Genomic DNA, 23,851 nt, shown 5'->3' with positions numbered 1-23,851 from the left:
GGCCGGACCGGCCGAAATAAACCCTCCGGACGAAGCATCCGGAGGGTTTTTCCTGTCCCGTGGCGGAGCGTTACTCCGCCAGCGTATAGGCGATCACATAGTCGCCGGGCTTGGTGCCGACCGAACCATGGCCGCCGGCGACCATGACCACATACTGCCTGTCGCCGAGGCTGTAGGTCATCGGGGTGGCCTGCCCGCCGGCCGGCAGCCGGGCCTTCCAGAGCTCCCGGCCGGTGGTGAGGTCATAGGCACGAAGATAGTCGTCGACCGCAGCGCCGAGGAAGGCGACGCCCCCCTTGGTGATCGTCGGCCCGCCGATGCCGGGCACGCCGACCTTGAACGGCAGCGGAAGCGGCGTCATGTCCATCACGGTGCCGTTGCGGTGCTTGTAGGCGATCTCGCCGGTCCTGAGGTCGGCACCTGCGACATAGCCCCACGGCGGCGCCTGGCAGGGAATGCCGAGCGGCGACAGGAACGGCCCCATATAAACGCCGTAGGCCGCCCCGTCATTGCGGTTGAGCCCCTGCTCGGATCCCTTTTCCGACTGCTCCTTCGGCGGGACCTGGTCGCGCGGGACGAGCCGCGAGGTGAAGGCGAGATAGGTCGGCATGCCGAACATCACCTGCCGTTCCGGATCGACCGCGACCGAACCCCAGTTGAAGGTGCCGAAATTGCCGGGATAGACCAGCGTGCCTTCCAGCGACGGCGGGGTGTACTGACCGTCATATTTCAGCTTGTGAAAGGCGATGCGGCACATCATCTGGTCGATCAGCGTCACACCCCACATGTTCTTTTCCTCCAGCCGGTCGGGCCGGAAGGTCAGATCCGAGATCGGCTGGGTGGGCGCGGTAAAATCGTCCTCGATCGCGCCACCCGGCGCGGCGATCTCCTTGACCGGCACGATCGGCTGGCCGGTGCGCCGGTCGAGAACATAGATGTCGCCCTGCTTGGTCGGGCCGACCAGCGCCGGCACGGTCGAACCGTCCTTGGTGATGTCGAGCAGCACCGGCTGGGCCGGCACGTCCATGTCCCACAGGTCGTGATGCACCGTCTGGCGCACCCAGCGATCGGCACCGGTATTGATGTCGAGCGCCACGATGGAGGAGGAATATTTCTCGACGTTTTCGCTGCGGCCGATGCCGATCTGGTCCGGCACCTGGTTGCCGAGCGGCACGTAGACGAGGCCGAGCTGTTCGTCGACGGAGAACACCGACCAGCTGTTCGGCGAGTTTGCCGTATAGGTCTGCCCGGCGGCGATCGGCGCCGTCTGGCCCGGATTGCCGCTGTCCCAGTTCCAGATCAGCGCTCCGGTCTTGACGTCGAAGGCCCGGATGACGCCGGACTGTTCCTGGGTGGAATAGTTGTCGTTGACCGCCCCGCCGATGATGATCTTGCCGCCAGCGACGACCGGCGGCGAGGTCGAGTAATAGTAGCCGGCCGGATTGTAGGGCATGCCCTGCTCGAGATGCAGTACGCCCTTGTCGGCAAAACTCTCGCAGACCGCGCCGGTCGCCGCATCGAGCGCGATCAGCCGGGCATCCGAGGTCGGCAGGTAGACGCGCGCGGCGCAGGTCGCACCCGCGGTTGCCTGCGGATCGGCGTAATAGGTCACGCCGCGGCAGGTCTGGTGCTGCCGGTCGGGGTTCAGCCCGACATTCGGGTCATATTTCCATTTCTCCCTGCCGGTCTCGGCGTCGATGGCAATCGCCCAGTTGTGCGGGGTGCAGACATAGAGCGTGTCGCCGATCTTGAGCGGAGTCACCTGATAGGTCGTCTCGCTCACGTCTCCGGGCTGCTTGACGTCGCCGGTCTGGTAGGTCCAGGCAACCTTGAGCGTGTCGACATTCTCCGGGGTGATCTGGTCGAGTGGCGAATAGCGCTGGCCGAACGGGGTCCGGCCATACTGATGCCACTCGCCGTCGGGCACCTGCCCACCATAGGCCGGCGCCGAGACCACCTTGTCCTCGGGCAGCGAGCCCGCCTTGTCGAGCGGATCGACGGACAGCGAATAGCCGGCCACGGCGATCGCCGCGAGCACCGGCAGGCCGACGGGCAACACGCTTGCCGGCTTTTCGGCTCTCGCCGGCGTCTCGGGGCGCCCAAGGCCCCGGCGCACGGCGGGCAGCATCAGCCACAGGCCGAGCACCACGATCAGCCCTCCCCGGCTGCCGAGCTGCCACCAGTCGAAGCCCACTTCGCTATAGGCCCAGGCAAGACTGACAAGAATGAGCAGCCCGTGGAGCCATAAGGCCTCCACCCGGCGAAGGAGTACCAGCAGCGCCGTCAGGATCAGTGAAATGCCGGCTGCGAGGAAATAGGGGCTGCCCGACAGGGCGATCAGTTGCGCGCCACCTATGGCGAGCACCAGCCCGATCGCCCCGAAAACGAGGGCCGTGAGCAAATTTATCATGTTCGGAATCCATTCGATGTGAAGGGCGGGAGCCCGGCCGTCGACGGCGGCCGGTAGTCCGGCAAACGTCCGAAAAATGGATTTGTTCCGCTGGCGGCAGGCCTTGAAGCGGTCGTCAACCGCCTCGCCGCCCATCGGTGCAGACCTGAGCCCCCCTGACGCCCGGCCAGCAACCCGCCCCCTCATGCTGAGGTGCTTCGCCGAAGGCGAAGCCTCGAAGCATCACGGCCCCACCGGAGAATGGATGGGGAAGACGAATGTCGAAAACCGAGCAAAATCAGCGCTCGCCCTGTTTTTCATCCCCGCCCCTGCAAACAGCGTCACACTTGCCTCGTCCCGCCATCGGTTACACCGGTTGCGTTGCCGGCGAGGCGGGACCGGTGCCCTGGCGTCGCGGTCGAAACGCGGATCGTTCCCCGGGGGCCGGGCATGAAAAGTCTCCATCTCACCGGATGGGTGGGACGTGCCTGTGGGGCACACATGATTGGACCGGCGACTGGCGGGGATCTCCCCGGCTTTCGTGGCGTCGCGGGATAAAAATGACAAAGAACCGCGAGCGCAACCCTGGAAAAGGTGCCGTCATCCGCGCAGAGAGACGAAGTTTGCCCGGCAAAAGACACCGAACGGGACACGATCGGGTGTCATGTATTTTGAATTTGTCGCGGCACGCGATCGTGTCCCGGCCGAACACCTCCCGAAAAGGGAGAGGACAGTAAGATTTGGCACACCACGGGGCGAAACCGCTCGCGTGAAGGCGAAGCCGTATCAAGCCCCTTGATCCGGTTCTCTCGCCTTGCCATCTTGCAGCGCACACCGACGATGAGGACGCGACCATGACCCGAGCCTTGCTGCTGATCGACATTCAGAACGGCTTCTGCCCGGGCGGCAACCTGCCCGTCGCCCACGGCGATGCGGTGGTGCCTGTCGCCAACGCGCTGATCGAAAGCGGCGGTTATGATCTGGTGGTCGCCTCGCAGGACTGGCATCCCGCCGACCACGGAAGCTTCGCATCGCAGCATCCTGGCAAGCAGCCCTTCGAAATGGGTGAACTTTCCGGCAAGCCGCAGGTGATGTGGCCCGATCACTGCGTGCAGGGCACGGTCGATGCGGCCTTCCATCCGGAACTGCTGACCGCCGGCTTTGCCTATGTCCAGCGCAAGGGCGAAAACCCGGCCGTCGACAGCTATTCGGCCTTCCGCGACAACGACCGCACGGCACTGACCGGCCTCGCCGCCTATCTGAAGGAGGCGCATGTCACCGAACTCGACCTGATGGGCCTCGCGACCGACTATTGCGTCAAGTTTTCGGCGCTCGATGCGGTCGAGATGCTGCCGGGGGTGACCGTGCGCTTCATCGAGGACGGCTCGCGCGGCATCGATCCGTACGGCGTCAGGGCGGCGATCGCCGAAATGAAATCCGCCGGCGTCGCCGTGATCTCCAGCAGGGATGTGCTCGGCGGCTGATCCGCCGCGGGCCGGAGGCATCCTCCCGCACCGCGCACACCCCCTCCTCTGGCCAATTGATTTCCCGTCCCATCCACGCTAGGGGACCGGCGCGCCATAAGGTATTGCGGAGGACCGATATGGAGACCGTCACCACCATCGCCGAGCTGCGGGAGAAGCTCGGCCCCTTGCGCCGGGCCGGCCGATCGATCGGTTTCGTGCCGACCATGGGTTACCTGCACGAGGGCCACCTGACGCTGGTCGCCCGCGCCAAGGCCGAAAACGCGGTGAGCGTCGTCTCCATCTTCGTCAATCCGCTGCAGTTCGGCGCCAACGAGGACCTTGCCCGCTACCCCCGCGACCTCGCCCGTGATCAGGCCCTTCTCGAAGCGGCCGGCGTCGATTTCCTCTTCGCGCCCTCGGTCGCCGACATGTATCCGCGTCCGATGGAAACCGTCGTCGACGTGCCGAAACTCGGTTCCGAGCTCGAGGGTGCCGCCCGTCCGGGGCATTTCGCCGGCGTCGCCACCGTGGTCACCAAGCTCTTCAACATCGTCCAGCCGGACGCCGCCTATTTCGGCGAGAAGGACTACCAGCAGGTGACGATCATCCGCCGCATGGTCGAGGATCTCGCCCAGCCGGTGCGCGTCGTCCCGGTCCCGACGGTGCGCGAGGCCGACGGTCTCGCCTGTTCCTCGCGCAATGTCTACCTGACCCCGGCCGAACGCGCCGCCGCCGTGATCGTGCCGAACGCGCTTGACGAGGCCGCAAGGCTGATCCGCACCGGCGTCACGTCGATATCGGACCTCGAAGCCCGGATCACGGCCTTCCTCCGCCGCGAGCCGCTGGCCGAGCCGGAGGTCGTGGCGCTCCGTCATCCCGATACGCTCGAGGCGATCGAAACCGTTTCCGGCCCGGTCCTGCTGCTCCTCTTCGTGCGCTTCGGCCGGACCCGGCTCCTCGACAATCGCGTCATCGACATCTCTTCCGAAACCGGCATGGAGGCCGCCTGACCATGAGCACCCCGCCCCGCCAGAAACGCCTCACCCCGGCCGACATCACCGCCCTGAAGGGCGAGCGCCCGGTCGTCTCGCTGACCGCCTACACGACGCCGATGGCACGCCTTCTCGACGCCCATTGCGACCTGCTGCTCGTCGGCGACAGCCTCGGCATGGTGCTCTACGGCATGGACACCACGGTCGGCGTCACTGTCGAGATGATGATCGCCCACGGCCAGGCCGTCATGCGGGGCGTGAGCCGCGCCTGCGTCATCGTCGACCTGCCCTTCGGCTCCTACCAGGAATCCAAGGAACAGGCCTTCCGCACCGCGGCCCGGATCATGAAGGAAACCGGCTGCGACGGCGTCAAGCTGGAGGGTGGCGAGGAGATGGCAGAGACCATCGCCTTCCTCGTCTCGCGCGGCGTGCCGGTCTTCGGCCATGTCGGCCTGATGCCGCAACAGGTCAATACCTCGGGCGGCTATCGCTCCAAGGGTCACAGCGACAAGGAAGCCGAGAAGATCCGCCGCGACGCCCGGGCCGTCGATGCGGCCGGCGCCTTTGCCATGGTGATCGAGGGAACGGTCGAACCGCTCGCCCGCGAGATCACCGGCACGGTTGCCGCCGCCACCATCGGCATCGGCGCCTCGCCCGCCTGCGACGGCCAGATCCTCGTGTCGGACGACATGCTCGGCCTGTTCAACGACTTCAAGCCGCGCTTCGTCAAGCACTTCGCCGAACTCGCCGCGGTGATCTCCGGCGCCGCAGGCGACTATGCCGCGGAAGTCCGCGCCCGCACCTTCCCCGGGCCGGAACACACCTTCCAGGTCCGCCCCAAGCGCTGATTGCTCCGGCCGTTTCTGCCGTTGAATGTCCCCGCCGGCCAAACCTGCGGCATAATCCCTGTGCTCGGATGAGGTTCGGGATGAAACGGTTCGCCATTCCCTCTTCCCCCCTCGGGAGAAAAGGCCCGAAAGGCAGATGAGGGGGCCGTTGCACGCCGGACATGGAGCAGGTGTCATGTCTGACCGGCAAACTGTATAGACAACGGCTCAGACAGCAATCGAAGGGACCCGCCATGCCGGAAATCGTCAGGATCGCCAATGACCGCCTCTTGGTCGAGGTTTCCGCCCTCGGCGCGGAAATGCAGTCGCTTGCCTCGTCGGACGGCCGCTCGTGGCTGTGGAACGGCGATGCGGCCTGGTGGTCCGGTCGCTCGCCGATCCTCTTTCCGATCGTCGGCAAGGCGCCCGGCGACAGGCTTACGGTCGACGGCCGGCAGGTCGAGATGGCCCAGCACGGCTTTGCCCGCCGCGCGACGTTTTCGCTCGTCGAACAGGGCGCGGCACGCTGCTCCCACCGGCTTGCGGCAACGGACGCGACGCGCGCGGTCTACCCGTTCGAATTTGCCCTGACGCTGACCCATGCGCTCGACGGCGACACGCTCACCATCGCAGCCGAGGTCGAGAACCGGGACGACAGGCCGATGCCCTTCGGCATCGGCTTCCATCCGGCCTTCCGGTGGCCGCTGCCGGGTGCCGACGGCAAGCCGCATGTCGTCGCGCTCGACAATGACGCCGAGCCCCGGCTTGCCAGGCTTGCAAACGGGCTTCTCGGCCCCGAGCGCCTGCCCTCGCCCTTCTCGGGCGGTCGCCTCACGGTCTCGCCCGAACTCTTCGCACAGGACGCCATGATCTTTCCCGAAGGCGCCGGCACCGGTTTGACCTACGGCGTCGACGGCGGCGAGAAGCTCCGTTTCCGTTTCGACAACCTGCCGAACCTTGCGCTCTGGACCAAGCCCGGCGCGCCCTTCCTCTGCATCGAGCCCTGGCATGGCACGGCGGCGGAAATCGGCGCATCGAACGATCTGGCCGCGCGCCCCTTCACCACGACGCTCGCACCCGGCGAGACGTCCCGTTTCGCGTTTGCGGTCGAGATTCCTGCCTGAGTCCGGCTTCAGCGCTCGACCGGCCGCTCCAGCTGGTAGATCGCGTCGTTGATCGCGTCGAACTGCTTGGCGACGACGGCCTGCGCGTCGGTGAGGCCGCGATTGTAGAAGTGCGGACCGATCTGTCGGGCAAAGAAAGCCAGCAGTTCCTCGGCCTCGAACCGGCCGAGTTCCAGATCATGTTCCGCCGCGACGTGCTTCTGGACGGATGAGACCAGGAACGCCAGTTGTTCGGGAGAAAATTCCGGGCTGGCCATCGCCGCCGCTCCTTTCGTTCAAGAAATCCCCGCCCTCTTCGGCGAGGTTATGATGATGATCAACAGGGTGCGATCAAGCATCACGCTAATTGGTTTGTCTATCAGGGCCGTTTGCGGCAGTGAGGGCCGAACCACAACAGAGACGGACTGATGAACAGCGAATTTACCGATGGCCTGCGCGGCAGCACGCCGATCCTGGTATCGACCATCCCCTTTGCCGCCCTTTTCGGGGCGATTGCCGTCAGCAACGGCCAGACCGTCGCCGAGGCCACGCTGATGAGCGCCACCCTGTTTGCCGGTGCAAGCCAGCTCGTCGGCATCGAGCTCTTCGGCCATTCGGTACCGCTCTGGCTCGTGGTGATGTCGATCTTCGCCGTCAACTTCCGCCACGTCCTCTATTCTGCGGCAATCACGCCCTTCATCCAGCACTTTTCGCCGCTGCAGAAGGCGCTTTCCTTCTTCCTTTTGACCGATCCGCAATTCGCCCAGACGCTGGTGCGCGGCGAGACCGGGCAGAAGGTGAGTTTCGCCTGGTACATGGGATTTGCCACGACGATCTACATCGGATGGGTCGGTATCAGCGCGATCGGCGCCGGCTTCGGCAGCCTGATCGGCGACCCCAAGGCGCTCGGCTTCGACGTGTTGCTGCCGATCTATTTCATGGGTCTGGTCTTCGGCTTCCGCAAGCGCGCCAACTTCCTCGGCGTCGTCTTTGTCAGCGCGGTCGTCTCGGTGATCGCCCAGCAACTGGTCGGCTCGCCCTGGCATGTCAGCATCGGCGCGCTGGCCGGCGTCATCCTCGCCGCCCTGCTTCCGCCGGCCAAACCGTCCGGATCCTCAGTCGTTGCCGGGGAGACAAAGGCATGAGCGAGCTCTTCACGCCCCACATGACGCTGCTGATCCTCGCCGGGGCCGCGGCAACCTATCTGACCCGGATCGGCGGCTACCTGCTGATCAGCCGGATGAAGACCGTGTCGCCGCGCCTCGACGCTGCCCTCAACGCCGTTCCCGCCGCCGTTCTCACCACCCTCGTCGCACCCGCCTTCTTCTCCGGCGGGCCCGACGTCAAGGTCGCGATGGCGCTTTCGCTGCTGATCGGCCTGCGTTTCAGCGCGATCCCGATGCTCGTCGGCGGCTGGGTCGCCGTGATGCTCATGCGCCAGCTGATCGGCTGAACGGCTCGGTCGCCCGCGCAAGCCAGGCCTTCGCCTTCTCGTCATGCATCAGCGGCATCAGCTCGTCGCGGGTGCGGCCATGATAGTCGTCGAGCCAGCGCAGTTCCTCGCGGGTCAGGAGTTCGGTGACCACCAGATACTTGTCGATCGGCACATAGGTCAGCGTCTCGAAACCCAGCATCGGCATGTCGCCGCCCTCGATCGCTTCGGCCTCGCGGACATAGACGAGGTTCTCGATGCGGATGCCGAAGGCGCCGGGGCGATAATAGCCCGGCTCGTTCGACAGGATCATGCCGGGCAGCAGTTCCTGCGTGGCGAGCCGCGAAATACGCTGGGGTCCCTCATGGACGGAAAGATAGGAGCCGACCCCATGGCCTGTCCCGTGTGCGTAGTCTGCGCCGGCCTTCCACAGCGCCACGCGCGCCAGCGGATCAAGGTCGCAGCCGCGGGTGCCCTTCGGGAAGCGCGCCATGCTGATCGCGATCATGCCCTTCAGGACCAGCGTGAAGAACCGCTTGTGCTCGTCGGAAACCGCCCCGATCGCCACCGAGCGCGTGATGTCGGTGGTGCCGTTGACATATTGCGCCCCGGAATCGATCAGGAAGATCTCGCCGGAATTGAGCGGCCGGTCGGTTGTGGTCGTGGCGCGATAGTGGATGACCGCCCCGTGTTCGCCGGCACCGGCGATGGTGTCGAAGGAGATGTCCTTCAGCGGGTTCTGCATGCGCTCGCCGACCCGCATCCGCGCCGCCTCGAGCGCCTTGGCCGCTTCGATCTCGGTGATCGTTCCCGGATGCTGGTCATCGAGCCAGGAGAGGAACTCGACGACTGCGACCCCGTCCTGCAGATGCGCCACAGCCGAGCCGTTGAGCTCGACGCTGTTCTTCACGGCACGGGGGATCTTGGCCGGGTCGGCGCCGTTGACCACGGTGCCGCCGTGACCACGGATGAGTTCGACGAGGGCAAAGGGGGCGAGTTCCGGGTCGACCAGAACACGCTTCTGCTCGACCGCGAGCTTCTCCAGATGCGCGACCAGCAGGCGCGGATCGATCTGCCTGCAGAGCTGGCCGAGATAGGCCTCGGCCTCGATGCCGGTCTTGCGCTTGTCGAGGAAGAGCTCGGCCGAACCGTCGGCCCGGATGATCGCGCGCGCCAGCGGATGCGGCGTGTGCGGCACGTCGGCGCCGCGGATGTTGAAGATCCAGGCGATCGACGAGGGATCGGTGATCAGCGCGGCGTCGGTCTTCGCCTCGGCGAGGTCGGCCGCGATTCGGGCGATCTTGTCCTTGGCCAGCACGCCGGAATAGGCGATCGACTGGATCGAAACCGCACCAAGCGGCTCCTCCGGGCGGTCGCTCCACAGCGCATCGAGCGGGTTCGACGGCAGAATGACCAGGGTGCCGTCGAGATCGGTCAATGCCTTTTCGAGGCGCGTGACTTCCTGACCGGTGTGCAGCCATGGATCGATGCCGAGGCGGAAACCCCGGTGGACGTTCCTGGCGATCCACTTGTGCGGCGGCTCGTTGACCAGATCGCCCGCGGTGAAGACCGCCGGATCGACCTGCTCGGCAAGCTGCGTCACGTAACGCCCGTCAACGAAGACAACGGCCTTGTCCGCAGTGACCAGCGCCATGCCGGCGGACCCGGTGAAACCGGTCAGCCACGACAACCGCTCGGCAGACGCCGGGACGTACTCGCCCTGGTATTCGTCGGCGCGCGGCACGAGGAAACCGTCGATGCCGAGCGCGGCGAACCGGGCCCTCAGCGCCTCGACCCGCTCGCGGCCGAACTCAGGAGTGGAAGTGACGTCGAAGGACTGGAACATGGGCGCGCTTTCGAAGCTGGAATCTCACGGACGCCGTTATAGCAAGTCTGTCGAAGGGCGCACCAACTCAAACGCTACGGGCCCTCCTTCGCACTGCACCATTTAAGCGGCACAGCGCCCAAATTTTGCGCACATCAGCAGGAAAACAGGAAGGAAATCGCCAAGCCTTGCATTATGCGCATAACACCCATGTAGCACCCCCTCTGCCTCAAAGCGTTTGCGGCCCCTATATTCGAACCATCGAACGGCCCATTTCGGACCGGACAAGGAACAAGACGATGGCAAACTCCTTCTTTCGCACCGCCTATCAGAACCTGATCGCCGCCCGCGAACGTCAGGCAAGCCGCTATGTCAACGGCGCGCTTCTGAGCCTTGACGACAAGACCCTCGCAACCCTCGGCACCACGCGTGACGAACTGCGCAGCAAGGGTGCCCGCACGAGCATCTTCTGATCCGTCAAACGACGATCGGAAGGGGCCAAGCACCCGATCCGTTACGCCTGCTCGACGCTCTCCTCCCAAAGCTCGCAGGCTCCCGATCAGGCAACTGATCCGAAAAAGGCGGCATCTCGCGATGCCGCCTTTTTCGTTGTCTGGATTTTCCGGGCGTTATGCGCTCAATGCAATTGTGCGACGCATCATTGCATCGATCTTTTTTGCCCTGCTTCAGCCGTGCCGCAGGTGGATGGTGACCCAGCCGTTTCGCCAGATGGTCTTCACATGGCCGAGCCCGGCACCGTTATAGGCCGCGATGACCTTCCAGCGCTGACTGGCCAGAATGCCCGACAGAATGACCGAACCGCCGGGCTGCAGATGAGCGACCAGCTGCGGCGCCATCTTCATCAGCGGCCGCGCCAGGATGTTGGCGATGATCAGATCGAAGGGGCCGAATTCGGAGAAGGCCGTCGAATGGAAGCCGGGCGCCGTGCGGAACTCGATCCCGTCGATGATGCCGTTGTCCCGCGCATTGTTTTCCGCGACCCGGGTCGCGACCGGATCTATGTCGGTGGCGAGGACCGGAATGCGCTTCAGCTTGCGCACGGCGATGGCGAGAACGCCGCTGCCGGTGCCGAGGTCGAGCGCCCTCGTGACCGGACGGGAGCGGACCACATCGCCGATCATTTCCAGGCATCCGGCCGTCGTCCCGTGATGGCCGGTGCCGAAGGCCTGTCCAGCCTCGATCTCGATGGCGAGGTCGTTGACGCGGACCTTGTCGCGATCGTGTGAACCATGGACGATGAAGCGTCCTGCCCTGACCGGCTTCAGCCCCTCGAGCGACTTGGCGATCCAGTCGACGTCGGGGATCACTTCCCTCTCGATCGGCAGGTCGGGATAAGGCTCGGCCAGAAGCTCTTCGAGACGACCGCGAACCTCGTCCTCCTCGTTCGTCATCAGATAGACCGAAGCCTCCCAGACGTCGTTCTTCTCGTCGATCTCGGTGGTGGCGATCGCAAAGTCCTCTTCGCCGAAGCAGATCGTCATCAGATCGAGAACGTCCGACGCCTTCGCTTCGGTGGTCGTCACATAGAGGCGGATTTCACTCACGGTCGGTCATCCTGTCGAAATGGAAAAGCCGGGCAAGGCCTCTGCGGCCGCCCTTTCGCAAGAGCCTGCGGTACAATGGCGCGGCCCGGAAGGCAACAGCCTCCGGCGCCGCCGGGGGCGTGATCACCCCTTCATCAGGTTCTCGAGCTTCTTGACGGCGACATCCGGGTTCTCGCCATAGGAGATCGTGCCGACGAAACGACCTTCCGCATCGAGCAGGAAGATCGAAGCCGTGTGGTCCATCGTGTAATCGCCGTTCGGATCCTTCTCGTCGAGCGGGATCTTCTTGGCATACACACGGAAGCCCTTGACCACCTCGCCCACCTTCTGCGGATCGCCGGCGATGCCGATCACGCGGTCGGTGACGTTGGAGATATAGGCGCCGAGCAGCTCGGGCGTGTCGCGCTCCGGATCCACGGTGACGAAGTAGGCCTGAAGTTTCGACTTGTCCGGATCGACCTGGGTCAGCCAGCCATTGAGCTCGAACAGCGTGGTCGGGCAGACTTCGGGGCAATGCGTGAAGCCGAAGAACAGCGCCGTCGGCTTGCCACGGAAGGCCTTTTCCGTGATCGGCTTGCCGTTCTGGTCGACAAGCTCAAACGGCACGCCGAACGGTGCTTCCGCCATCTTGTCCTTGCTGTCCGTCACGGCAAACGTCAGCCAGCCCAGCACACCGGCAAGCACAATCACCGCCGCCCAAAGAATAATCCGCAAGGTCTTCATCAGTCGTCAAATCCTCATCGCGTGCCGGCGAGACGAAGCCGCCTGGCGCTCAGTCGAGAGCCGTTAGGCCGTTCCGCGAGAAAGTGCAAATCAACAGCCTGTCATCCGCCAGAAGCGCGCGGATTTGTCTCAGCCGCCCGCCCCTCAGAGACAGGAGGAAAGCCCGTTCTCGGCAAAGGTCAGAACGATGTCCGAGGCAAAGCGCAGCCAACCGGCAAAAACGAGACCGGACAAGAGAACGCCTGCCGCGACGAAGCCCGCGACAAGAAGATGGTTCGTTGATTTTCCGGCGATCTGTTCCATGGCCTCTTTATAATAGCGCCCGCGCTTCAGCGGAAGGGAGAAGTTTTTCAGATACCCTCAAGAAATTTGATGAATTTCAATGATTCTTCTGCGAGCTTGGAAGCATTGTGAGTGAGTGACCGGCAGTCTTGGGAGGGACGAATGGGAGAGCAGACAGTTCAAGGAGCCCCGCAGGCCAAGTTGCGGATCAATCCGCTCGGCATGAACGACGTCACCGCCGCGCTGAAGGAAGGGCTTGCAGACTTCCGGCGCTTTCCCGCCTTCGGTCTGTTCTTCGGAGGCATCTATGCGCTGGGCGGCCTCTTCATTTTGGTGGCGCTCAGCCTCTACCACCAGCCCTGGATGATCATTCCTGTCGCGATCGGCTTTCCGCTCATCGGCCCCTTCGTCGCGGTCGGCCTCTATGAGGTGAGCCGTCGCCACGAACGCGGCGATCCGATCACGTGGCGCAGCGTCCTGACCGAGGTGTTCCGCCAGCGGGAACGCCAGTTGTCCTGGATGGCCTTCGCCGTCCTCTTCATCTTCTGGATCTGGATCTACCAGGTACGCCTGTTGCTGGCGCTGTTCCTCGGCTTCAAGATCCCCGCGACGCTCGCCGCCTTCGTGACCGTCGTAACGACCACCCCGCAGGGCATGCTCTTCCTCGTCGTCGGAACAATCGTCGGCGCAGTGATCGCGACGATCCTCTTTTCGCTGACTGTCATATCGATGCCACTGCTGCTCGACCACGATCTCGATTTCGTTACGGCGATGCTCACCAGCATCCGGACGGTGAGCGAAAACATGCTGCCGATGCTCACCTTCGGGGTCATTGTCGCCGTGATCGCCATTCTCGCCCTGATCCCGGGTTTCCTCGGGCTGTTCGTCGCCCTGCCCATTCTCGGCCACGCGACGTGGCACCTCTATCGCCGCGCCATTGCCGTTGCCTGATCGCACGGGGAACCGAAGGCCGCTCGGCGCTGATCCCGCCGCCCGGCCTTCCCCGTGGAAATCGACTCTGTTAGCCATATTATCCGTTGCTTAACCACTGTTTGCGATCATTTACACGCGAGATGACCCCATTGGTCAGCCGGACATAACGTCCGCCGGGACGCATTAACTCTTTCCTCGGGCCTCTGCATGCACACTGGAAGCGTCGACGCATCGCGTCGGCCGCACTGCTGGGCCATCGGGGAGGCGCATGCTACATTTCATATCGGGCAGCAAACTGTCGGTACGCCAGCGTCTCATGACGCTTGGTGCGGCGACCATGTTCGGCATCGGCTCCATGCTTGCGGTCGGCTGGTACGAGAACGTCCAGGTGGATGCGGCCCTCAAGCGCACCCTGGTCCTGCAGCAGGACGTCGAGCAACTCAATGAAATGCGGCTTGCCAATTCACGGCTGGTGCTGGCCGCCATGGACAGCATCATCGACCGGACCGAAGGCAGTATCCAGCCGGAGCGCGTCGAGGTCATCACGGCGGCCGCCAAGATCCTGACCGACGGGGCGAGCGTGCTCAAGGGGATCGCAAGCGATTCCGGCAATGCGGCCCTGGTTGGAAGCTACGACGCCGACCTCGCGGAGACGCTGAAGGCGATCCAAGTCGATCTCAAGGCCCTCATCGAGACGGGCGCGGCAGACGCGGACTATGCGCGGATCGACGACATCATCGACGGTGCCGGCGAACGGCTGTCGGGCATGCTCGACCAATCCTCGGCGCTCGCCGGCAACATGCTGGAAGAGCGCGTCCAGGAAGCAACGGCCCGCACACGGCAGTCGCTCTACATCCAGCTCGCCCTCGGCATACTCGCCTTTGCGACCGTTCTGCTTCTCCAGTCGATCCATGGCAATGCCATCGTCAACGGCATTCGTGCCGTCCGCACCGCCATGCAACGGATCGTCGACGGCAACTATGACGCCGGAACCGATGCCGTCGAACGCAGCGACGAGATCGGCGACATGGCCCGCTCGGTCGAGATCTTCCGCAACGCGGCGATCGAAAAGCAGAACCTCGAAGCCTCCACCAGTGCCGCAACGCGCCGCAACGAACAGGAACGCGAAGAGCGCGCCGCTGCCATCGCCGCCGACAGTGCCGCCGTCAAGCACGCCGTCGACCAGCTTGCCCTCGGCCTCAACCGCCTGTCCGACGGCGATCTATCGGTTTCGATCGCAGAACCCTTCCACGGCGACCTCGACCGCCTGCGCGTCGATTTCAACCAGACGACGGCGAACCTGAACCAGGTGATGCGCGAGATTACCCAGAACAGCAGCTCGATCCGCGCCAATGGCCTGCAGATGCGCTCGGCCGCCGACGACCTCGCCCGCCGCACCGAACAGCAGGCCGCTTCCCTCGAGGAAACCTCCGCCGCACTCGACGAGATCACCGCCACGGTCCGCAACGCCACCGAGCGCGCCGAAGAGGCGAGCCACATGGTCGACAGCGCCAAGGTCTATGCCGAAAAGTCCGGTTCCGTGGTCAACAATGCGATGGCCGCGATGGAACGCATCGAGGACGCCACCGGCGAGATCGGCAAGATCATCAACGTGGTCGACGAGATCGCCTTCCAGACCAACCTGCTGGCGCTGAACGCTGGCGTCGAGGCCGCCCGCGCCGGTGATGCCGGCAAGGGTTTTGCCGTCGTCGCGCAGGAAGTGCGTGCACTCGCCGGCCGCGCCGCCGAAGCCGCCCGCGACATCAAGACCCTGGTCGGCCGCTCGAGCGACGAAGTGAAGACCGGCGTCGAGCTGGTCACCGCCGCCGGCGAGGCGCTGCAGCGCATCGGCGACGACGTCCTGCACATCAACGAACACGTCAAGGCGATCTTCACCTCTGCCCGCGAACAGTCGGTCGGTCTCAGCGAGATCAATTCGGCCGTCGGTCAGATGGACCAGGTCACCCAGCAGAACGCCGCCATGGTCGAGCAGACCAACGCGGCAAGCCATACCCTGGCCACCGATGCGGAGAACCTCTCCCGCCTGGTCGGCCAGTTCAAGATGACCGGGGGTGACTTCGCCCCCCGTCAGCCGCAGGTGGCGACCGCCGCCTCGCTGCCAAAACCGTCCCCCGCGAAGACGCTCATCGACAAGGTCGCGGGGACCTTCAACCGCAATGTTGCCGCCCGTGGCGCAAGCCAGGGCGCGGCAGCCGAAAACTGGGAAGAGTTTTAAGACATGTCCAACGCAATCAAGCAGTCCGGCGCATACCTCGAAATCGTGTCGTTCCATCTGGGCGACCAGGAATTCTGCATCGACATCATGGCGATCCGCGAAATCCGCGGCTGGGCCCCGGTGACCCCGATGCCGCATACGCCGCCCTACGTGCTCGGCCTCATCAACCTGCGCGGCGCGGTGATCCCGGTCATCGACATGGCCTGCCGTCTCGGCATGAAGATGACCGAACCGTCGGAGCGTGCCGCCATCATCGTCACCGACATCGCCGGCAAGCTGGTCGGCCTGCTGGTCGAACAGGTTTCCGACATGATGACCATCAAGGGCGAAGACCTGCAGCCGGCCCCGGAAATCATTCCGGAAGCCCAGCGCGCCTTCTGCCGCGGCATCGTCGCCCTGGAGAAGTCGATGGTCTGCTTCCTGAACCTCGACACCGTCATCGCCGACGAGCTCGCTCAGGCCGCCTGACGCTTCATACGAGCGGTACTCTTCCCTGTGACCGAAGCCCCGGCAAGCCGGGGTTTCGGATCGCGTGGTCGTGCCTGGCCAATATTCGTCGCCTCGCCGTCGCCGCACCACGGACACAGATACGCCTTCATTAAATAATTGTAATAATTATATTTTTTTCGAAAATCAGGAACCGTTTCGACTTCCCTGCGTTTTGCCTGGGCTCGTCAAGAGTGCTCATCAAGAGTGATTGAGCAGCCCCAAAACGAACAGGAGAAGACCATGAACAACGCGATCAGGATTGCCCTCGCCTCCGTCCTTGCGCTCGGCACCGTCTCCGGCGGCGTCGCGATGGCGCAGTCTGCCGTCGTTGCAGAAGACAATGTCACCGTCGTCCGCATCGACAGCCTCGACAACGGCAAAGACCGGGATGAATTCACCCGGCTCTCCAATCTCGCGACCGACCAGGCAGCCATGAGCGAGGCGCAGACGGCAGTGTCGGCCGATCCGATGCTGGTCGCGGCCCTTGAGGCCCAGAACGTTCAGTTGACCAATGTGGTTCACGTTCAGACCGCGGCCAACGGCGGCAAGGTCGTCTATGTGCGCTAAGCTCGCGCAACCCCGAAACGCATTGCGCTCCGGCCTCGCAAGAGACCGGAGCGCAACTGGTATTGGACTGCGGGGCCGAGCCCCTCTTGACAGGACATCGACAGGTTCGGACGAATTTGGGGTGAAAGCCGCTCGAAGCCTGATGTCTGGGTCAATGTGCCAAATTTGAAAGCCGTGCGAAAGTGACCCCTCGCACATTCCGCGTCACAAAACCGTGTCGAGCCTGACCAAAATTGGGTGTTTCCCTATTCACCAAAGGCGAGGCGCAAAACGCCTCTGCAAAATCCCGTCACTTCTTAGGGGATCAAGGTTTGCCCTCGGTCCAGGTAACCGGCTGGTTGAACAGCGGAACGGTCGAGATCGCCATCTTCGCCGAACCATCGACCACCTGGCGGGAATGGATCAGATAGATCAGCGTGTCATTGGCCTTGTCGTAGATGCGGTTGACGACGAGCTGCTTCCAGATCAGCGACATGCCCTCGCGGAACACTTCCTCGCCTTCCTTGGAGAGATCGATGTCGCCGATCTCGATCGGGCCGGTCTGGCGGCAGGCGATCGAGTTGTTGGACGGATCCTCGAACCAGTTGCCCTTCGACAGACGATCGATGATCGACCGGTCGAAATAGGTGACGTGGCAGGTGATCCCCTTGATCTTCGGATCGGTGACCGCCTCGACGATGATGTCGTTGCCGACCCAGTCGACCCCAACCTCCCCCACCACCTCGGCACGGGCCGGCAGGACGAGAGCCGAAAGGGCGACGGCGGCGGTGATCAGCGTGGCACGAAACGACATGGCGAAATCTCCAAAGGACGACTGCACTAGAAATAAGCGCGGCCCGCGACCTTACAAGGCCGGGACGTTTCTGCGGATACGCCGGATCGAACAGGCGTCGTAACCGCCGCGATAGAGACGGCCCGGGGTCAGCCCGATTCGCGCCGGCAGGTCGGCAATGTCATCCACTCCGGCGTCCCGCGCCATGGCGATCGTCGCAAGCGCGCAGACCCGGGCGTCGTCGGCCGCATTGTGGTGCATGAAGGAAATGCCGAGATGGGCGGCCAGGCTGTTCAGCCGATGGGAGCCGAGATCGGGCCACAGGCGCTGCGCCATCTTCACGCTGCACAGATAGGAAAGCTCCGGATAGGGCTGGCGGTAGTTGTCGAGGGCGGAGCGCCAGACGGAAAAGTCGAAGGCCGCGTTGTGGGCGATCATCGTCGCACCGGCAAACTCGTCGGCGAATTCGTCCATCACCTCCGGAAATTCGGGCGCGTCCTCGACATGCTCCGGGCGGATGCCATGGATCTGGATGTTGAACGGCGAAAAGCGCATGGTCTGCGGCCGGATCAGCCGCTCCTCGACGCGGACGACTTCGCCGCCCTCGATCCAGGCGAGACCGACCGAGCAGGCGCTGCCGCGCTCTTCGCTGGCGGTTTCGAAATCGATGGCGATGGTGCGTCCGGAACGCTGATATCCGCTAGACATGAACTGCCAATAAGCTTCCAGGCAGATTCGGGCAATGCTGGGACGGATGAATGCCGAAGATTGCGGGCTTCCATTGCGAGATAGACAATCCGGACGCACCGGGAACGCCGCTCGTCCTCCTGCACGGCAGCGGCCAGGACGAAACAGCGTTGAAGGACCTCGGCGGGCACGTCTCGGCTGAAGCACCGACCGTGCGACTACGCGGCTCCATCGCCTGGGAAGGTGGATTTGCCTTCTTCCGCCGCAAGCCGGATCGCAGCCTCGATCTCGCCAACCTGAAACACCAGGTCGACAAACTGGCAGTCTTGCTCGAAAACCTCGGCAGCCTGTTTACCGGACGGCTTCCGGTGCTGGTGGGCTATTCCAACGGAGCCATCGCCGCGGCCGCGCTCGTGCGCCACAGACCTGAATTGACGGCGGGCGCGATCCTGCTGCGTTCGCTGTCGCCCGACCCGTCATCGGCCTTTCCTCCCTTGCCGAATTATCCGGTCCTGATCCTGACAGGGGCCAAGGACAACCGCCGGGCGCCCGGCGATGGCGCGGTTCTGGCGGCGCAGTTTCATCAGGCAGGCGCGACCGTAGAGCATCACGTTCTGCCCTGCGGCCACGAATGGCAGGCGAACGGCGCCGAATTCGCCATCATAGCCGCGTGGCTGCAACACCGGCCGCCGAAACGGGCTGCGGCCGAAACATCCCGGACCTGACCGCCGGATCGCCGGTCGCGCAATCCCCTGATCCGCCCCGCCTTCACCATATGCCGCCTTTTCGGCCGCGCCCCCTGTACTTTCGGAGCTTTCGAGGATAGGAACGGCGCCAACATACCCGCAATCGGCGGGGGCGGCGCCTGAGCCCGCATCACCATCACATTCGAAAGACTGATCCATGACAGAATTTGACGGCATCGCAGCGCCGATCGCCGAGGCATTGTCCAAGCGCGGCTATACCACGCTGACTCCGGTCCAGCAGGCCATGCTCGACCCGGACCTCGCAGGCGCCGACGCCCTGGTGTCCGCCCAGACCGGTTCCGGCAAGACGGTCGCCTTTGGCCTGGCGATCGCGCCGACGCTGCTTTCCGGCGAAGACCGGTTCGGTCCGGCCGAAGCACCACTTGCCCTCGCCATTGCCCCGACCCGCGAACTCGCCCTGCAGGTCAAGCGCGAACTGGAATGGCTCTATGCGGAAACCGGCGCCACCATCGCCTCCTGCGTCGGCGGCATGGACATGCGCAACGAGCGGCGCGCGCTTGAGCGCGGTGCCCATATCGTCGTCGGCACGCCGGGCCGCCTGCGCGACCACATCACCCGCCGTTCGCTTGACCTCTCGAACCTCGCTGCGGTCGTTCTCGACGAGGCCGACGAAATGCTCGACCTCGGCTTCCGCGAGGATCTCGAATTCATTCTCGAGGCTGCCCCCGACGAGCGGCGCACGCTGATGTTTTCGGCCACCGTGCCGAAGTCGATCGCCGAACTGGCCCGCAACTACCAGCGCAACGCCCGTCGCATCGCCACCGCTTCCGAGCAGAAGCAGCATGTCGACATCGAATACCGCGCGCTGATGGTCGCACCCGCCGACCGCGAGAACGCGATCATCAACGTGCTGCGCTACTACGAGGCGCGCAATACGATTGTCTTCTGTTCGACCCGCGCGGCGGTCAACCATCTGACCGCACGCTTCAACAATCGCGGCTTCTCCGTCGTCGCCCTGTCGGGCGAACTCAGCCAGAACGAACGGACGCACGCCCTGCAGGCCATGCGCGACGGTCGTGCCCGCGTCTGCATCGCGACCGACGTTGCAGCCCGCGGTATCGACCTTCCGGGCCTCGAGCTCGTCGTCCATGCCGACCTGCCGACCAATTCGGAAACGCTGCTGCACCGTTCGGGTCGCACCGGCCGCGCCGGCAACAAGGGCGTTTCGGCGCTCATCGTGCCGATGAGCGCGCGGCGCAAGGCCGAACGCCTGCTCGCGGGCGCCAATGTCCAGCCGACCTGGGCGCTGCCGCCCTCGGCCGACGAGGTTCTCGCCCGTGACGACGAGCGCCTGCTCGCCGACCCGGCTCTCTCGGAAGCCATCAACGAGGACGAAGCCCCCTTCATCGCGACCCTGCTCGCCACCCATGGTGCGGAACAGGTCGCGGCCGCCTTCCTGCGTCTGCAGCGCGGCAACCGCTCGGCGCCGGAAGACCTGATGCCCATCCGGCTCGATGCGGCGCGCAAGCAGCGTGAGCCCGCCTATGCCGATCCCTCCTCGCCGGTCACCAAACCGCGCCAGGATTTCGGCCCGAGCGTCTGGTTCTCGCTCTCCGTCGGTCGCCGGCAGAATGCCGAGCCGCGCTGGCTGATCCCGATGCTCTGCCGCAACGGCAACATCACCAAGAACGAGATCGGCGCCATCAAGATGCAGCCGGAGGAAACCTTCGTCGAGATCGCCGCCAGCAATCTCGACCAGTTCCTCGGCGCCCTTGGCCCCAACAGCCAGCTCGAACGCGGCATCACCGTCAGCCGGCTCGACGGTCAGCCGGACTTTTCCGCTCCGCCGAAGGAACGCGCCGCCCGGCCGCCGCGCGACGATGCGGAGCGCAAGCCGTTCGGCGAGAAGAAGGCGTTTGGCGAAAAGAAATCCTATGGCGACAAGAAGCCTTACGGGGACAAGAAGGCCTACGGCGAAAAGAAGCCTTACGCCGACAAGGCGCCGTATGGTGACAAGAAGCCGTATGCCGAAAAGCGCCCCTATGCCGACGACCTGAAACGGGCCGATGCCGAGGTCTGGGGCGATGCGCCGGCAAAGCCCGCGGACGGCAATCGCGACTTCGACAAGCCGTTCAAGAAGAAGCCGAAGGCCGCCGGCGCGGACAATGCCAGAAGCTGGGACAAGCCCGCGAAGCAGGAATGGACCGGCAAGCCGAAGGGCGAGAAGTCGGGATATGGCGCCAAGGGTGACAGGCCCGGCGACAAGTCCGGTGACAGGCCCGCCTATGCCGGCAAGCCAAAAGGCAAGTTCGATGATCGCGGCCCGTCGACGGGTCCGAAGAAGAAGAGCTTCAAGCCCAAGGGCTGACGGACACCCCGTTCCCATAAAAGGCCGGCCCGCGATCTGCGGGCCGGCCTTTTTGCTTTAGGACCCGCAAACGGGCCATCCGGCACCGGCCGATCACCCCCGATGGAACAATTGCCCCTGAACCGCGTTGTCGAGCCGCGATTGGGGAGTGCGGTTTCATGACATGGACGGCAGAGGGCAAGGAGCCCGACTTGCGGCAGACGGAAGCGGCGAGCACCTTCCTCACCGGGATCGGCCGCGGCATCGCCGGCGCGTTGCTGTTTGCCCTGCCCATGCTGATGACCATGGAGATGTGGGAACTCGGCTTCTACATCGCGCGGGAAAAGCTGCTGCTCCTGATGCTCCTGAACCTCCCCTTGCTCGTCATGCTGTCGCATCGCATCGGCTTCGAGGAAACCTTCGGCTGGCGCGAGGACCTTCGCGACGCGATCGTCGCCTACGGCATCGGCATCACCGCCAGTGCGGCAATCCTGTTTCTCTTCAGGATTCTGGTGCCAGACATGCCGGCGAACGAGATGATCGGCAAGATCGCCATCCAGTCCGTGCCGGCCAGCATCGGCGCGATGCTCGGCCGCAGCCAGCTAACCCGCGAGGAAGACGGCGACTGTGAAAGCCCGGATCCGCGGGAACTGAAGACGTCTTATGGCGGAGAACTGTTCCTGATGGCCGTCGGCGCCCTGTTCCTCTCGCTCAACGTTGCCCCGACCGAGGAGATGATCCTGCTCTCCTACAAGATGACCGCCGGCCACGCGCTGGCGACCGTCTTCGTGTCGATCCTCGTGATGCACGGCTTCGTCTATGCGGTGTCCTTCGAGGGCGGTCATGAATTGTCGCCGCAGACGCCGTGGTGGCATGCGCTGATCCGCTTCACCCTGCCCGGCTACCTAATCGCCCTGTTGATCGCGCTGTTCTCGCTGTGGATCTTCGAACGGCTGGGTGGTGCGGCCCTCACCCCGACGCTCTTCGGCGTCATCGTCCTGGCCTTCCCCGCCGCCGTCGGCGCCGCCGCGGCACGGCTGATCCTCTGAGGTGAACGCATGACTCAATCCTCGCACGGCAGGCATACCGAAGCGGCCGAGCCGCACTGGTCCGAATGGCTGATCGGCCTGCTCTCCGCGGCCCTGATCGTTCTCCTCATCGGCTGGCTGGGCTGGAAGGCCGCAAGCGAGGTCACCGAACCGCCGGAGCTCGCGATCAAGGCCACCACCATGGAGCCGGCCGGCAATGCCTTTCGCGTCACGTTCGACATCGAGAACGGCGCCAACACCACCGCATCCTCGGTGACCGTCCGCGGCGAACTGCTGCGTGACGGAGACGTGGTCGAAACGGGCGAAATCACCTTCGACTATGTGCCGGCGGAATCGACCGCAAGCGGCGCGATCATCTTCGTCAACGATCCGTCCGCCGCCGAGGTCCGGCTACGCGCCATCGGCTGGACCGATCCGTGACGCTTGAGCCGGACCCGGTCGGGATCAGGCCGCCCGGCCGGCGGCGAACCGGAGACGGTCGAGCATGCGGGCAATGCCGTCGGCAAGGCTGATCGACGGCTGCAGACCGTGGGCCGCCTGAAGTGCGGTGTCACCGCAGCGGAAGAACACCCCTTCCGGCTTGTCGGAAAGGCCGGCAATCCTCGGCTCCCAGCCGATCTGGCGGGCGACTTCCCCGGCCAGCGCGATGAAGGAGGTGGCGTTCCCGGTCGACAGATTGAGGCTCTCACCCGCCGGCAGGCGATCGACCGTGCGCCAGACGAAATCGACGCAGTCGTCGATATGGATGAAGTCGCGGCACTGGCGGCCAGAACCCCAGACGACGACCTCGTCGCGGCCGACCTCCGCCATCAGCCGCTTGCAGATCGCCGGAAAGGGATAGGCGAGATCCTGGTCCTCGCCATAGCCGCTGAACGGCCGATAGGCGACGGCCCGGCCGCCATAACGCTCGACATAGAGCTTCATCAGGAACTCGCCGGTGAGCTTCGCCCAGCCGTAGCTGAGATCGGGAACGCCGAGCCCGTCCTCGAAGGAGATCATGTCCTCCGAAAGCATCCGGTGGCCGACGGGGCCTTGCAGCGCGATCGGATAGGCGGCGCTCGAACTGAAGAACACCACCGTTCCCGGCCGTGTCTCGGCCGCCCATTTCCACATCAGCGCATCGACGGCCAGATCCTCCGCGACGCAGAGCGCCTGCGTCTCCAGCATGACGCGGCCGCCGACCATTGCCGCGAGGTGGTAGACATAGTCGAACCGCTCGCCGGAACGGGCGAAATAGTCGCGGCAGTCGGAGGCGACGAAGGTGAAATTCCCCTGGGGCGGCACGGGCCACCGGTCGGGCGGCAGGGCGCCCGTTCCCTCGACGAGGCTGTCGATGCAGACGACGTCCAGACCCTCGGCCAAAAGCCGGGCGCAGACGTGGCGACCCACGAAGCCGGCACCGCCGGTCACCAATGCCCTTGCCATGCTTCGCCTCCCCGGTTTGCGTCCTGGCGCCTGTC

The 23,851-nt window shown here is 64.6% G+C and carries 24 protein-coding genes; 15 read left to right on the top strand and 9 right to left on the bottom strand.

Annotated elements, in window-relative coordinates; genetic code table 11:
* Positions 1 to 70 precede the first annotated feature (70 nt).
* Positions 71 to 2,410 carry a glucose/quinate/shikimate family membrane-bound PQQ-dependent dehydrogenase gene (locus HHL25_RS03550; RefSeq protein WP_169587330.1) on the bottom strand — a complete coding sequence of 780 codons (2,340 nt, stop codon included), beginning with the start codon at positions 2,408 to 2,410 and terminating at the stop codon, positions 71 to 73.
* An 833-nt stretch (positions 2,411 to 3,243) separates the two neighbouring features.
* Between HHL25_RS03550 and pncA the strand changes: the two genes are divergently transcribed.
* From pncA to HHL25_RS03530, 4 genes are all read left to right on the top strand, one after another.
* Positions 3,244 to 3,873, top strand: a complete 630-nt coding sequence (gene pncA, locus HHL25_RS03545; RefSeq protein WP_169587328.1) for a bifunctional nicotinamidase/pyrazinamidase — start codon at positions 3,244 to 3,246, stop codon at positions 3,871 to 3,873.
* 119 nt (positions 3,874 to 3,992) lie between these two features.
* A complete protein-coding gene (gene panC / locus HHL25_RS03540; protein WP_169587326.1) occupies positions 3,993 to 4,865 on the top strand; it encodes a pantoate--beta-alanine ligase in 873 nt (290 codons plus the stop codon).
* Between the two features lie 2 nt (positions 4,866 to 4,867).
* A complete protein-coding gene (gene panB / locus HHL25_RS03535; protein WP_169587324.1) occupies positions 4,868 to 5,695 on the top strand; it encodes a 3-methyl-2-oxobutanoate hydroxymethyltransferase in 828 nt (275 codons plus the stop codon).
* Positions 5,696 to 5,928: 233 nt separating this feature from the next.
* The gene (locus HHL25_RS03530; protein ID WP_169587322.1) at positions 5,929 to 6,798 is read left to right on the top strand and encodes an aldose 1-epimerase family protein; all 870 of its coding nucleotides are present in this window, start codon (positions 5,929 to 5,931) and stop codon (positions 6,796 to 6,798) included.
* Positions 6,799 to 6,806: 8 nt separating this feature from the next.
* On the opposite strand, the gene HHL25_RS03525 is transcribed toward HHL25_RS03530, so the two are convergent.
* Positions 6,807 to 7,055 (bottom strand): DUF2164 domain-containing protein, encoded by a 249-nt coding sequence (locus HHL25_RS03525; protein WP_169587320.1) that lies wholly within the window; start codon positions 7,053 to 7,055, stop codon positions 6,807 to 6,809.
* Between the two features lie 147 nt (positions 7,056 to 7,202).
* On the opposite strand from HHL25_RS03525, the gene HHL25_RS03520 reads away from it, so the two are divergent.
* The gene (locus tag HHL25_RS03520) at positions 7,203 to 7,922 is read left to right on the top strand and encodes an AzlC family ABC transporter permease (protein ID WP_169589541.1); all 720 of its coding nucleotides are present in this window, start codon (positions 7,203 to 7,205) and stop codon (positions 7,920 to 7,922) included.
* Positions 7,919 to 8,230 (top strand): AzlD family protein, encoded by a 312-nt coding sequence (locus HHL25_RS03515; protein WP_169587318.1) that lies wholly within the window; start codon positions 7,919 to 7,921, stop codon positions 8,228 to 8,230. The genes HHL25_RS03520 and HHL25_RS03515 overlap by 4 nt, the downstream gene beginning before the upstream one ends.
* On the opposite strand, the gene HHL25_RS03510 is transcribed toward HHL25_RS03515, so the two are convergent.
* A complete protein-coding gene (locus tag HHL25_RS03510; RefSeq protein ID WP_169587316.1) occupies positions 8,208 to 10,055 on the bottom strand; it encodes an aminopeptidase P family protein in 1,848 nt (615 codons plus the stop codon). The two genes, HHL25_RS03515 and HHL25_RS03510, sit on opposite strands and share 23 nt — an antisense overlap.
* 278 nt (positions 10,056 to 10,333) lie before the next feature.
* Here HHL25_RS03510 and HHL25_RS03505 point away from each other — a divergent pair, with 278 nt between their 5' ends.
* Positions 10,334 to 10,507 (top strand): hypothetical protein, encoded by a 174-nt coding sequence (locus tag HHL25_RS03505; protein ID WP_169587314.1) that lies wholly within the window; start codon positions 10,334 to 10,336, stop codon positions 10,505 to 10,507.
* A gap of 213 nt (positions 10,508 to 10,720) precedes the next feature.
* On the opposite strand, the gene HHL25_RS03500 is transcribed toward HHL25_RS03505, so the two are convergent.
* From HHL25_RS03500 to HHL25_RS03490, 3 genes are all read right to left on the bottom strand, one after another.
* The gene (locus HHL25_RS03500) at positions 10,721 to 11,599 is read right to left on the bottom strand and encodes a 50S ribosomal protein L11 methyltransferase (protein ID WP_169587312.1); all 879 of its coding nucleotides are present in this window, start codon (positions 11,597 to 11,599) and stop codon (positions 10,721 to 10,723) included.
* 123 nt (positions 11,600 to 11,722) lie between these two features.
* Positions 11,723 to 12,322, bottom strand: coding sequence for an SCO family protein (locus HHL25_RS03495; protein WP_169587310.1), 600 nt, complete (start codon positions 12,320 to 12,322; stop codon positions 11,723 to 11,725).
* Between the two features lie 144 nt (positions 12,323 to 12,466).
* On the bottom strand, positions 12,467 to 12,625 hold the full coding sequence (locus tag HHL25_RS03490; RefSeq protein ID WP_169587309.1) for a hypothetical protein: 159 nt from the start codon (positions 12,623 to 12,625) through the stop codon (positions 12,467 to 12,469).
* 141 nt (positions 12,626 to 12,766) lie between these two features.
* Here HHL25_RS03490 and HHL25_RS03485 point away from each other — a divergent pair, with 141 nt between their 5' ends.
* The 4 genes from HHL25_RS03485 (at position 12,767) to HHL25_RS03470 (ending at position 16,829) form a co-directional block, all read left to right on the top strand.
* Positions 12,767 to 13,555, top strand: coding sequence for a DUF2189 domain-containing protein (locus HHL25_RS03485; protein ID WP_169587307.1), 789 nt, complete (start codon positions 12,767 to 12,769; stop codon positions 13,553 to 13,555).
* A 250-nt stretch (positions 13,556 to 13,805) separates the two neighbouring features.
* Complete coding sequence (locus HHL25_RS03480) at positions 13,806 to 15,773, top strand: methyl-accepting chemotaxis protein (RefSeq protein WP_169587305.1); 1,968 nt, start codon at positions 13,806 to 13,808, stop codon at positions 15,771 to 15,773.
* A gap of 3 nt (positions 15,774 to 15,776) precedes the next feature.
* On the top strand, positions 15,777 to 16,241 hold the full coding sequence (locus HHL25_RS03475) for a chemotaxis protein CheW (protein WP_169587303.1): 465 nt from the start codon (positions 15,777 to 15,779) through the stop codon (positions 16,239 to 16,241).
* 261 nt (positions 16,242 to 16,502) lie between these two features.
* Entirely contained in the window at positions 16,503 to 16,829 is a 327-nt protein-coding gene (locus HHL25_RS03470) for a hypothetical protein (RefSeq protein WP_169587302.1), read from the top strand.
* A 304-nt stretch (positions 16,830 to 17,133) separates the two neighbouring features.
* Here the strand turns inward: HHL25_RS03470 and HHL25_RS03465 are convergent, their stop codons facing one another.
* Both HHL25_RS03465 and HHL25_RS03460 read right to left on the bottom strand, forming a co-directional pair.
* Positions 17,134 to 17,622, bottom strand: coding sequence for a CreA family protein (locus tag HHL25_RS03465; RefSeq protein ID WP_169587300.1), 489 nt, complete (start codon positions 17,620 to 17,622; stop codon positions 17,134 to 17,136).
* A gap of 51 nt (positions 17,623 to 17,673) precedes the next feature.
* On the bottom strand, positions 17,674 to 18,309 hold the full coding sequence (locus tag HHL25_RS03460) for a 3'-5' exonuclease (RefSeq protein WP_169587298.1): 636 nt from the start codon (positions 18,307 to 18,309) through the stop codon (positions 17,674 to 17,676).
* Between the two features lie 50 nt (positions 18,310 to 18,359).
* On the opposite strand from HHL25_RS03460, the gene HHL25_RS03455 reads away from it, so the two are divergent.
* From HHL25_RS03455 to HHL25_RS03440, 4 genes are all read left to right on the top strand, one after another.
* The gene (locus HHL25_RS03455) at positions 18,360 to 19,013 is read left to right on the top strand and encodes an alpha/beta hydrolase (RefSeq protein WP_169587296.1); all 654 of its coding nucleotides are present in this window, start codon (positions 18,360 to 18,362) and stop codon (positions 19,011 to 19,013) included.
* Between the two features lie 178 nt (positions 19,014 to 19,191).
* The gene (locus HHL25_RS03450; protein ID WP_169587294.1) at positions 19,192 to 21,363 is read left to right on the top strand and encodes a DEAD/DEAH box helicase; all 2,172 of its coding nucleotides are present in this window, start codon (positions 19,192 to 19,194) and stop codon (positions 21,361 to 21,363) included.
* Between the two features lie 158 nt (positions 21,364 to 21,521).
* Positions 21,522 to 22,391 carry a TIGR02587 family membrane protein gene (locus tag HHL25_RS03445; RefSeq protein WP_169587292.1) on the top strand — a complete coding sequence of 290 codons (870 nt, stop codon included), beginning with the start codon at positions 21,522 to 21,524 and terminating at the stop codon, positions 22,389 to 22,391.
* A 9-nt stretch (positions 22,392 to 22,400) separates the two neighbouring features.
* Positions 22,401 to 22,811, top strand: coding sequence for a hypothetical protein (locus HHL25_RS03440; protein ID WP_169587290.1), 411 nt, complete (start codon positions 22,401 to 22,403; stop codon positions 22,809 to 22,811).
* A gap of 24 nt (positions 22,812 to 22,835) precedes the next feature.
* Here HHL25_RS03440 and HHL25_RS03435 read toward each other — a convergent pair whose 3' ends face one another.
* Positions 22,836 to 23,816, bottom strand: a complete 981-nt coding sequence (locus HHL25_RS03435; protein WP_169587288.1) for an NAD-dependent epimerase/dehydratase family protein — start codon at positions 23,814 to 23,816, stop codon at positions 22,836 to 22,838.
* Between the last annotated feature and the right edge of the window lie 35 nt (positions 23,817 to 23,851).

The organism is Rhizobium terricola (assembly GCF_012927355.1).
Lineage (GTDB): Bacteria > Pseudomonadota > Alphaproteobacteria > Rhizobiales > Rhizobiaceae > Allorhizobium > Allorhizobium terricola.
The sequence above is the reverse complement of the archived record's forward strand: the minus strand, read 5'-3'. Positions and strand labels throughout refer to the sequence as shown.

What these genes read in the sequence shown, in the direction of transcription:
- HHL25_RS03550 (WP_169587330.1), bottom strand. Translation starts at nt 2,410, where the DNA reads ATGATAAATTTGCTCACGGCCCTCGTTTTCGGGGCGATCGGGCTGGTG.
- pncA (WP_169587328.1), top strand. Translation starts at nt 3,244, where the DNA reads ATGACCCGAGCCTTGCTGCTGATCGACATTCAGAACGGCTTCTGCCCG.
- panC (WP_169587326.1), top strand. Translation starts at nt 3,993, where the DNA reads ATGGAGACCGTCACCACCATCGCCGAGCTGCGGGAGAAGCTCGGCCCC.
- panB (WP_169587324.1), top strand. Translation starts at nt 4,868, where the DNA reads ATGAGCACCCCGCCCCGCCAGAAACGCCTCACCCCGGCCGACATCACC.
- HHL25_RS03530 (WP_169587322.1), top strand. Translation starts at nt 5,929, where the DNA reads ATGCCGGAAATCGTCAGGATCGCCAATGACCGCCTCTTGGTCGAGGTT.
- HHL25_RS03525 (WP_169587320.1), bottom strand. Translation starts at nt 7,055, where the DNA reads ATGGCCAGCCCGGAATTTTCTCCCGAACAACTGGCGTTCCTGGTCTCA.
- HHL25_RS03515 (WP_169587318.1), top strand. Translation starts at nt 7,919, where the DNA reads ATGAGCGAGCTCTTCACGCCCCACATGACGCTGCTGATCCTCGCCGGG.
- HHL25_RS03510 (WP_169587316.1), bottom strand. Translation starts at nt 10,055, where the DNA reads ATGTTCCAGTCCTTCGACGTCACTTCCACTCCTGAGTTCGGCCGCGAG.
- HHL25_RS03505 (WP_169587314.1), top strand. Translation starts at nt 10,334, where the DNA reads ATGGCAAACTCCTTCTTTCGCACCGCCTATCAGAACCTGATCGCCGCC.
- HHL25_RS03495 (WP_169587310.1), bottom strand. Translation starts at nt 12,322, where the DNA reads ATGAAGACCTTGCGGATTATTCTTTGGGCGGCGGTGATTGTGCTTGCC.
- HHL25_RS03490 (WP_169587309.1), bottom strand. Translation starts at nt 12,625, where the DNA reads ATGGAACAGATCGCCGGAAAATCAACGAACCATCTTCTTGTCGCGGGC.
- HHL25_RS03485 (WP_169587307.1), top strand. Translation starts at nt 12,767, where the DNA reads ATGGGAGAGCAGACAGTTCAAGGAGCCCCGCAGGCCAAGTTGCGGATC.
- HHL25_RS03480 (WP_169587305.1), top strand. Translation starts at nt 13,806, where the DNA reads ATGCTACATTTCATATCGGGCAGCAAACTGTCGGTACGCCAGCGTCTC.
- HHL25_RS03475 (WP_169587303.1), top strand. Translation starts at nt 15,777, where the DNA reads ATGTCCAACGCAATCAAGCAGTCCGGCGCATACCTCGAAATCGTGTCG.
- HHL25_RS03470 (WP_169587302.1), top strand. Translation starts at nt 16,503, where the DNA reads ATGAACAACGCGATCAGGATTGCCCTCGCCTCCGTCCTTGCGCTCGGC.
- HHL25_RS03465 (WP_169587300.1), bottom strand. Translation starts at nt 17,622, where the DNA reads ATGTCGTTTCGTGCCACGCTGATCACCGCCGCCGTCGCCCTTTCGGCT.
- HHL25_RS03460 (WP_169587298.1), bottom strand. Translation starts at nt 18,309, where the DNA reads ATGTCTAGCGGATATCAGCGTTCCGGACGCACCATCGCCATCGATTTC.
- HHL25_RS03455 (WP_169587296.1), top strand. Translation starts at nt 18,360, where the DNA reads ATGCCGAAGATTGCGGGCTTCCATTGCGAGATAGACAATCCGGACGCA.
- HHL25_RS03450 (WP_169587294.1), top strand. Translation starts at nt 19,192, where the DNA reads ATGACAGAATTTGACGGCATCGCAGCGCCGATCGCCGAGGCATTGTCC.
- HHL25_RS03445 (WP_169587292.1), top strand. Translation starts at nt 21,522, where the DNA reads ATGACATGGACGGCAGAGGGCAAGGAGCCCGACTTGCGGCAGACGGAA.
- HHL25_RS03440 (WP_169587290.1), top strand. Translation starts at nt 22,401, where the DNA reads ATGACTCAATCCTCGCACGGCAGGCATACCGAAGCGGCCGAGCCGCAC.
- HHL25_RS03435 (WP_169587288.1), bottom strand. Translation starts at nt 23,816, where the DNA reads ATGGCAAGGGCATTGGTGACCGGCGGTGCCGGCTTCGTGGGTCGCCAC.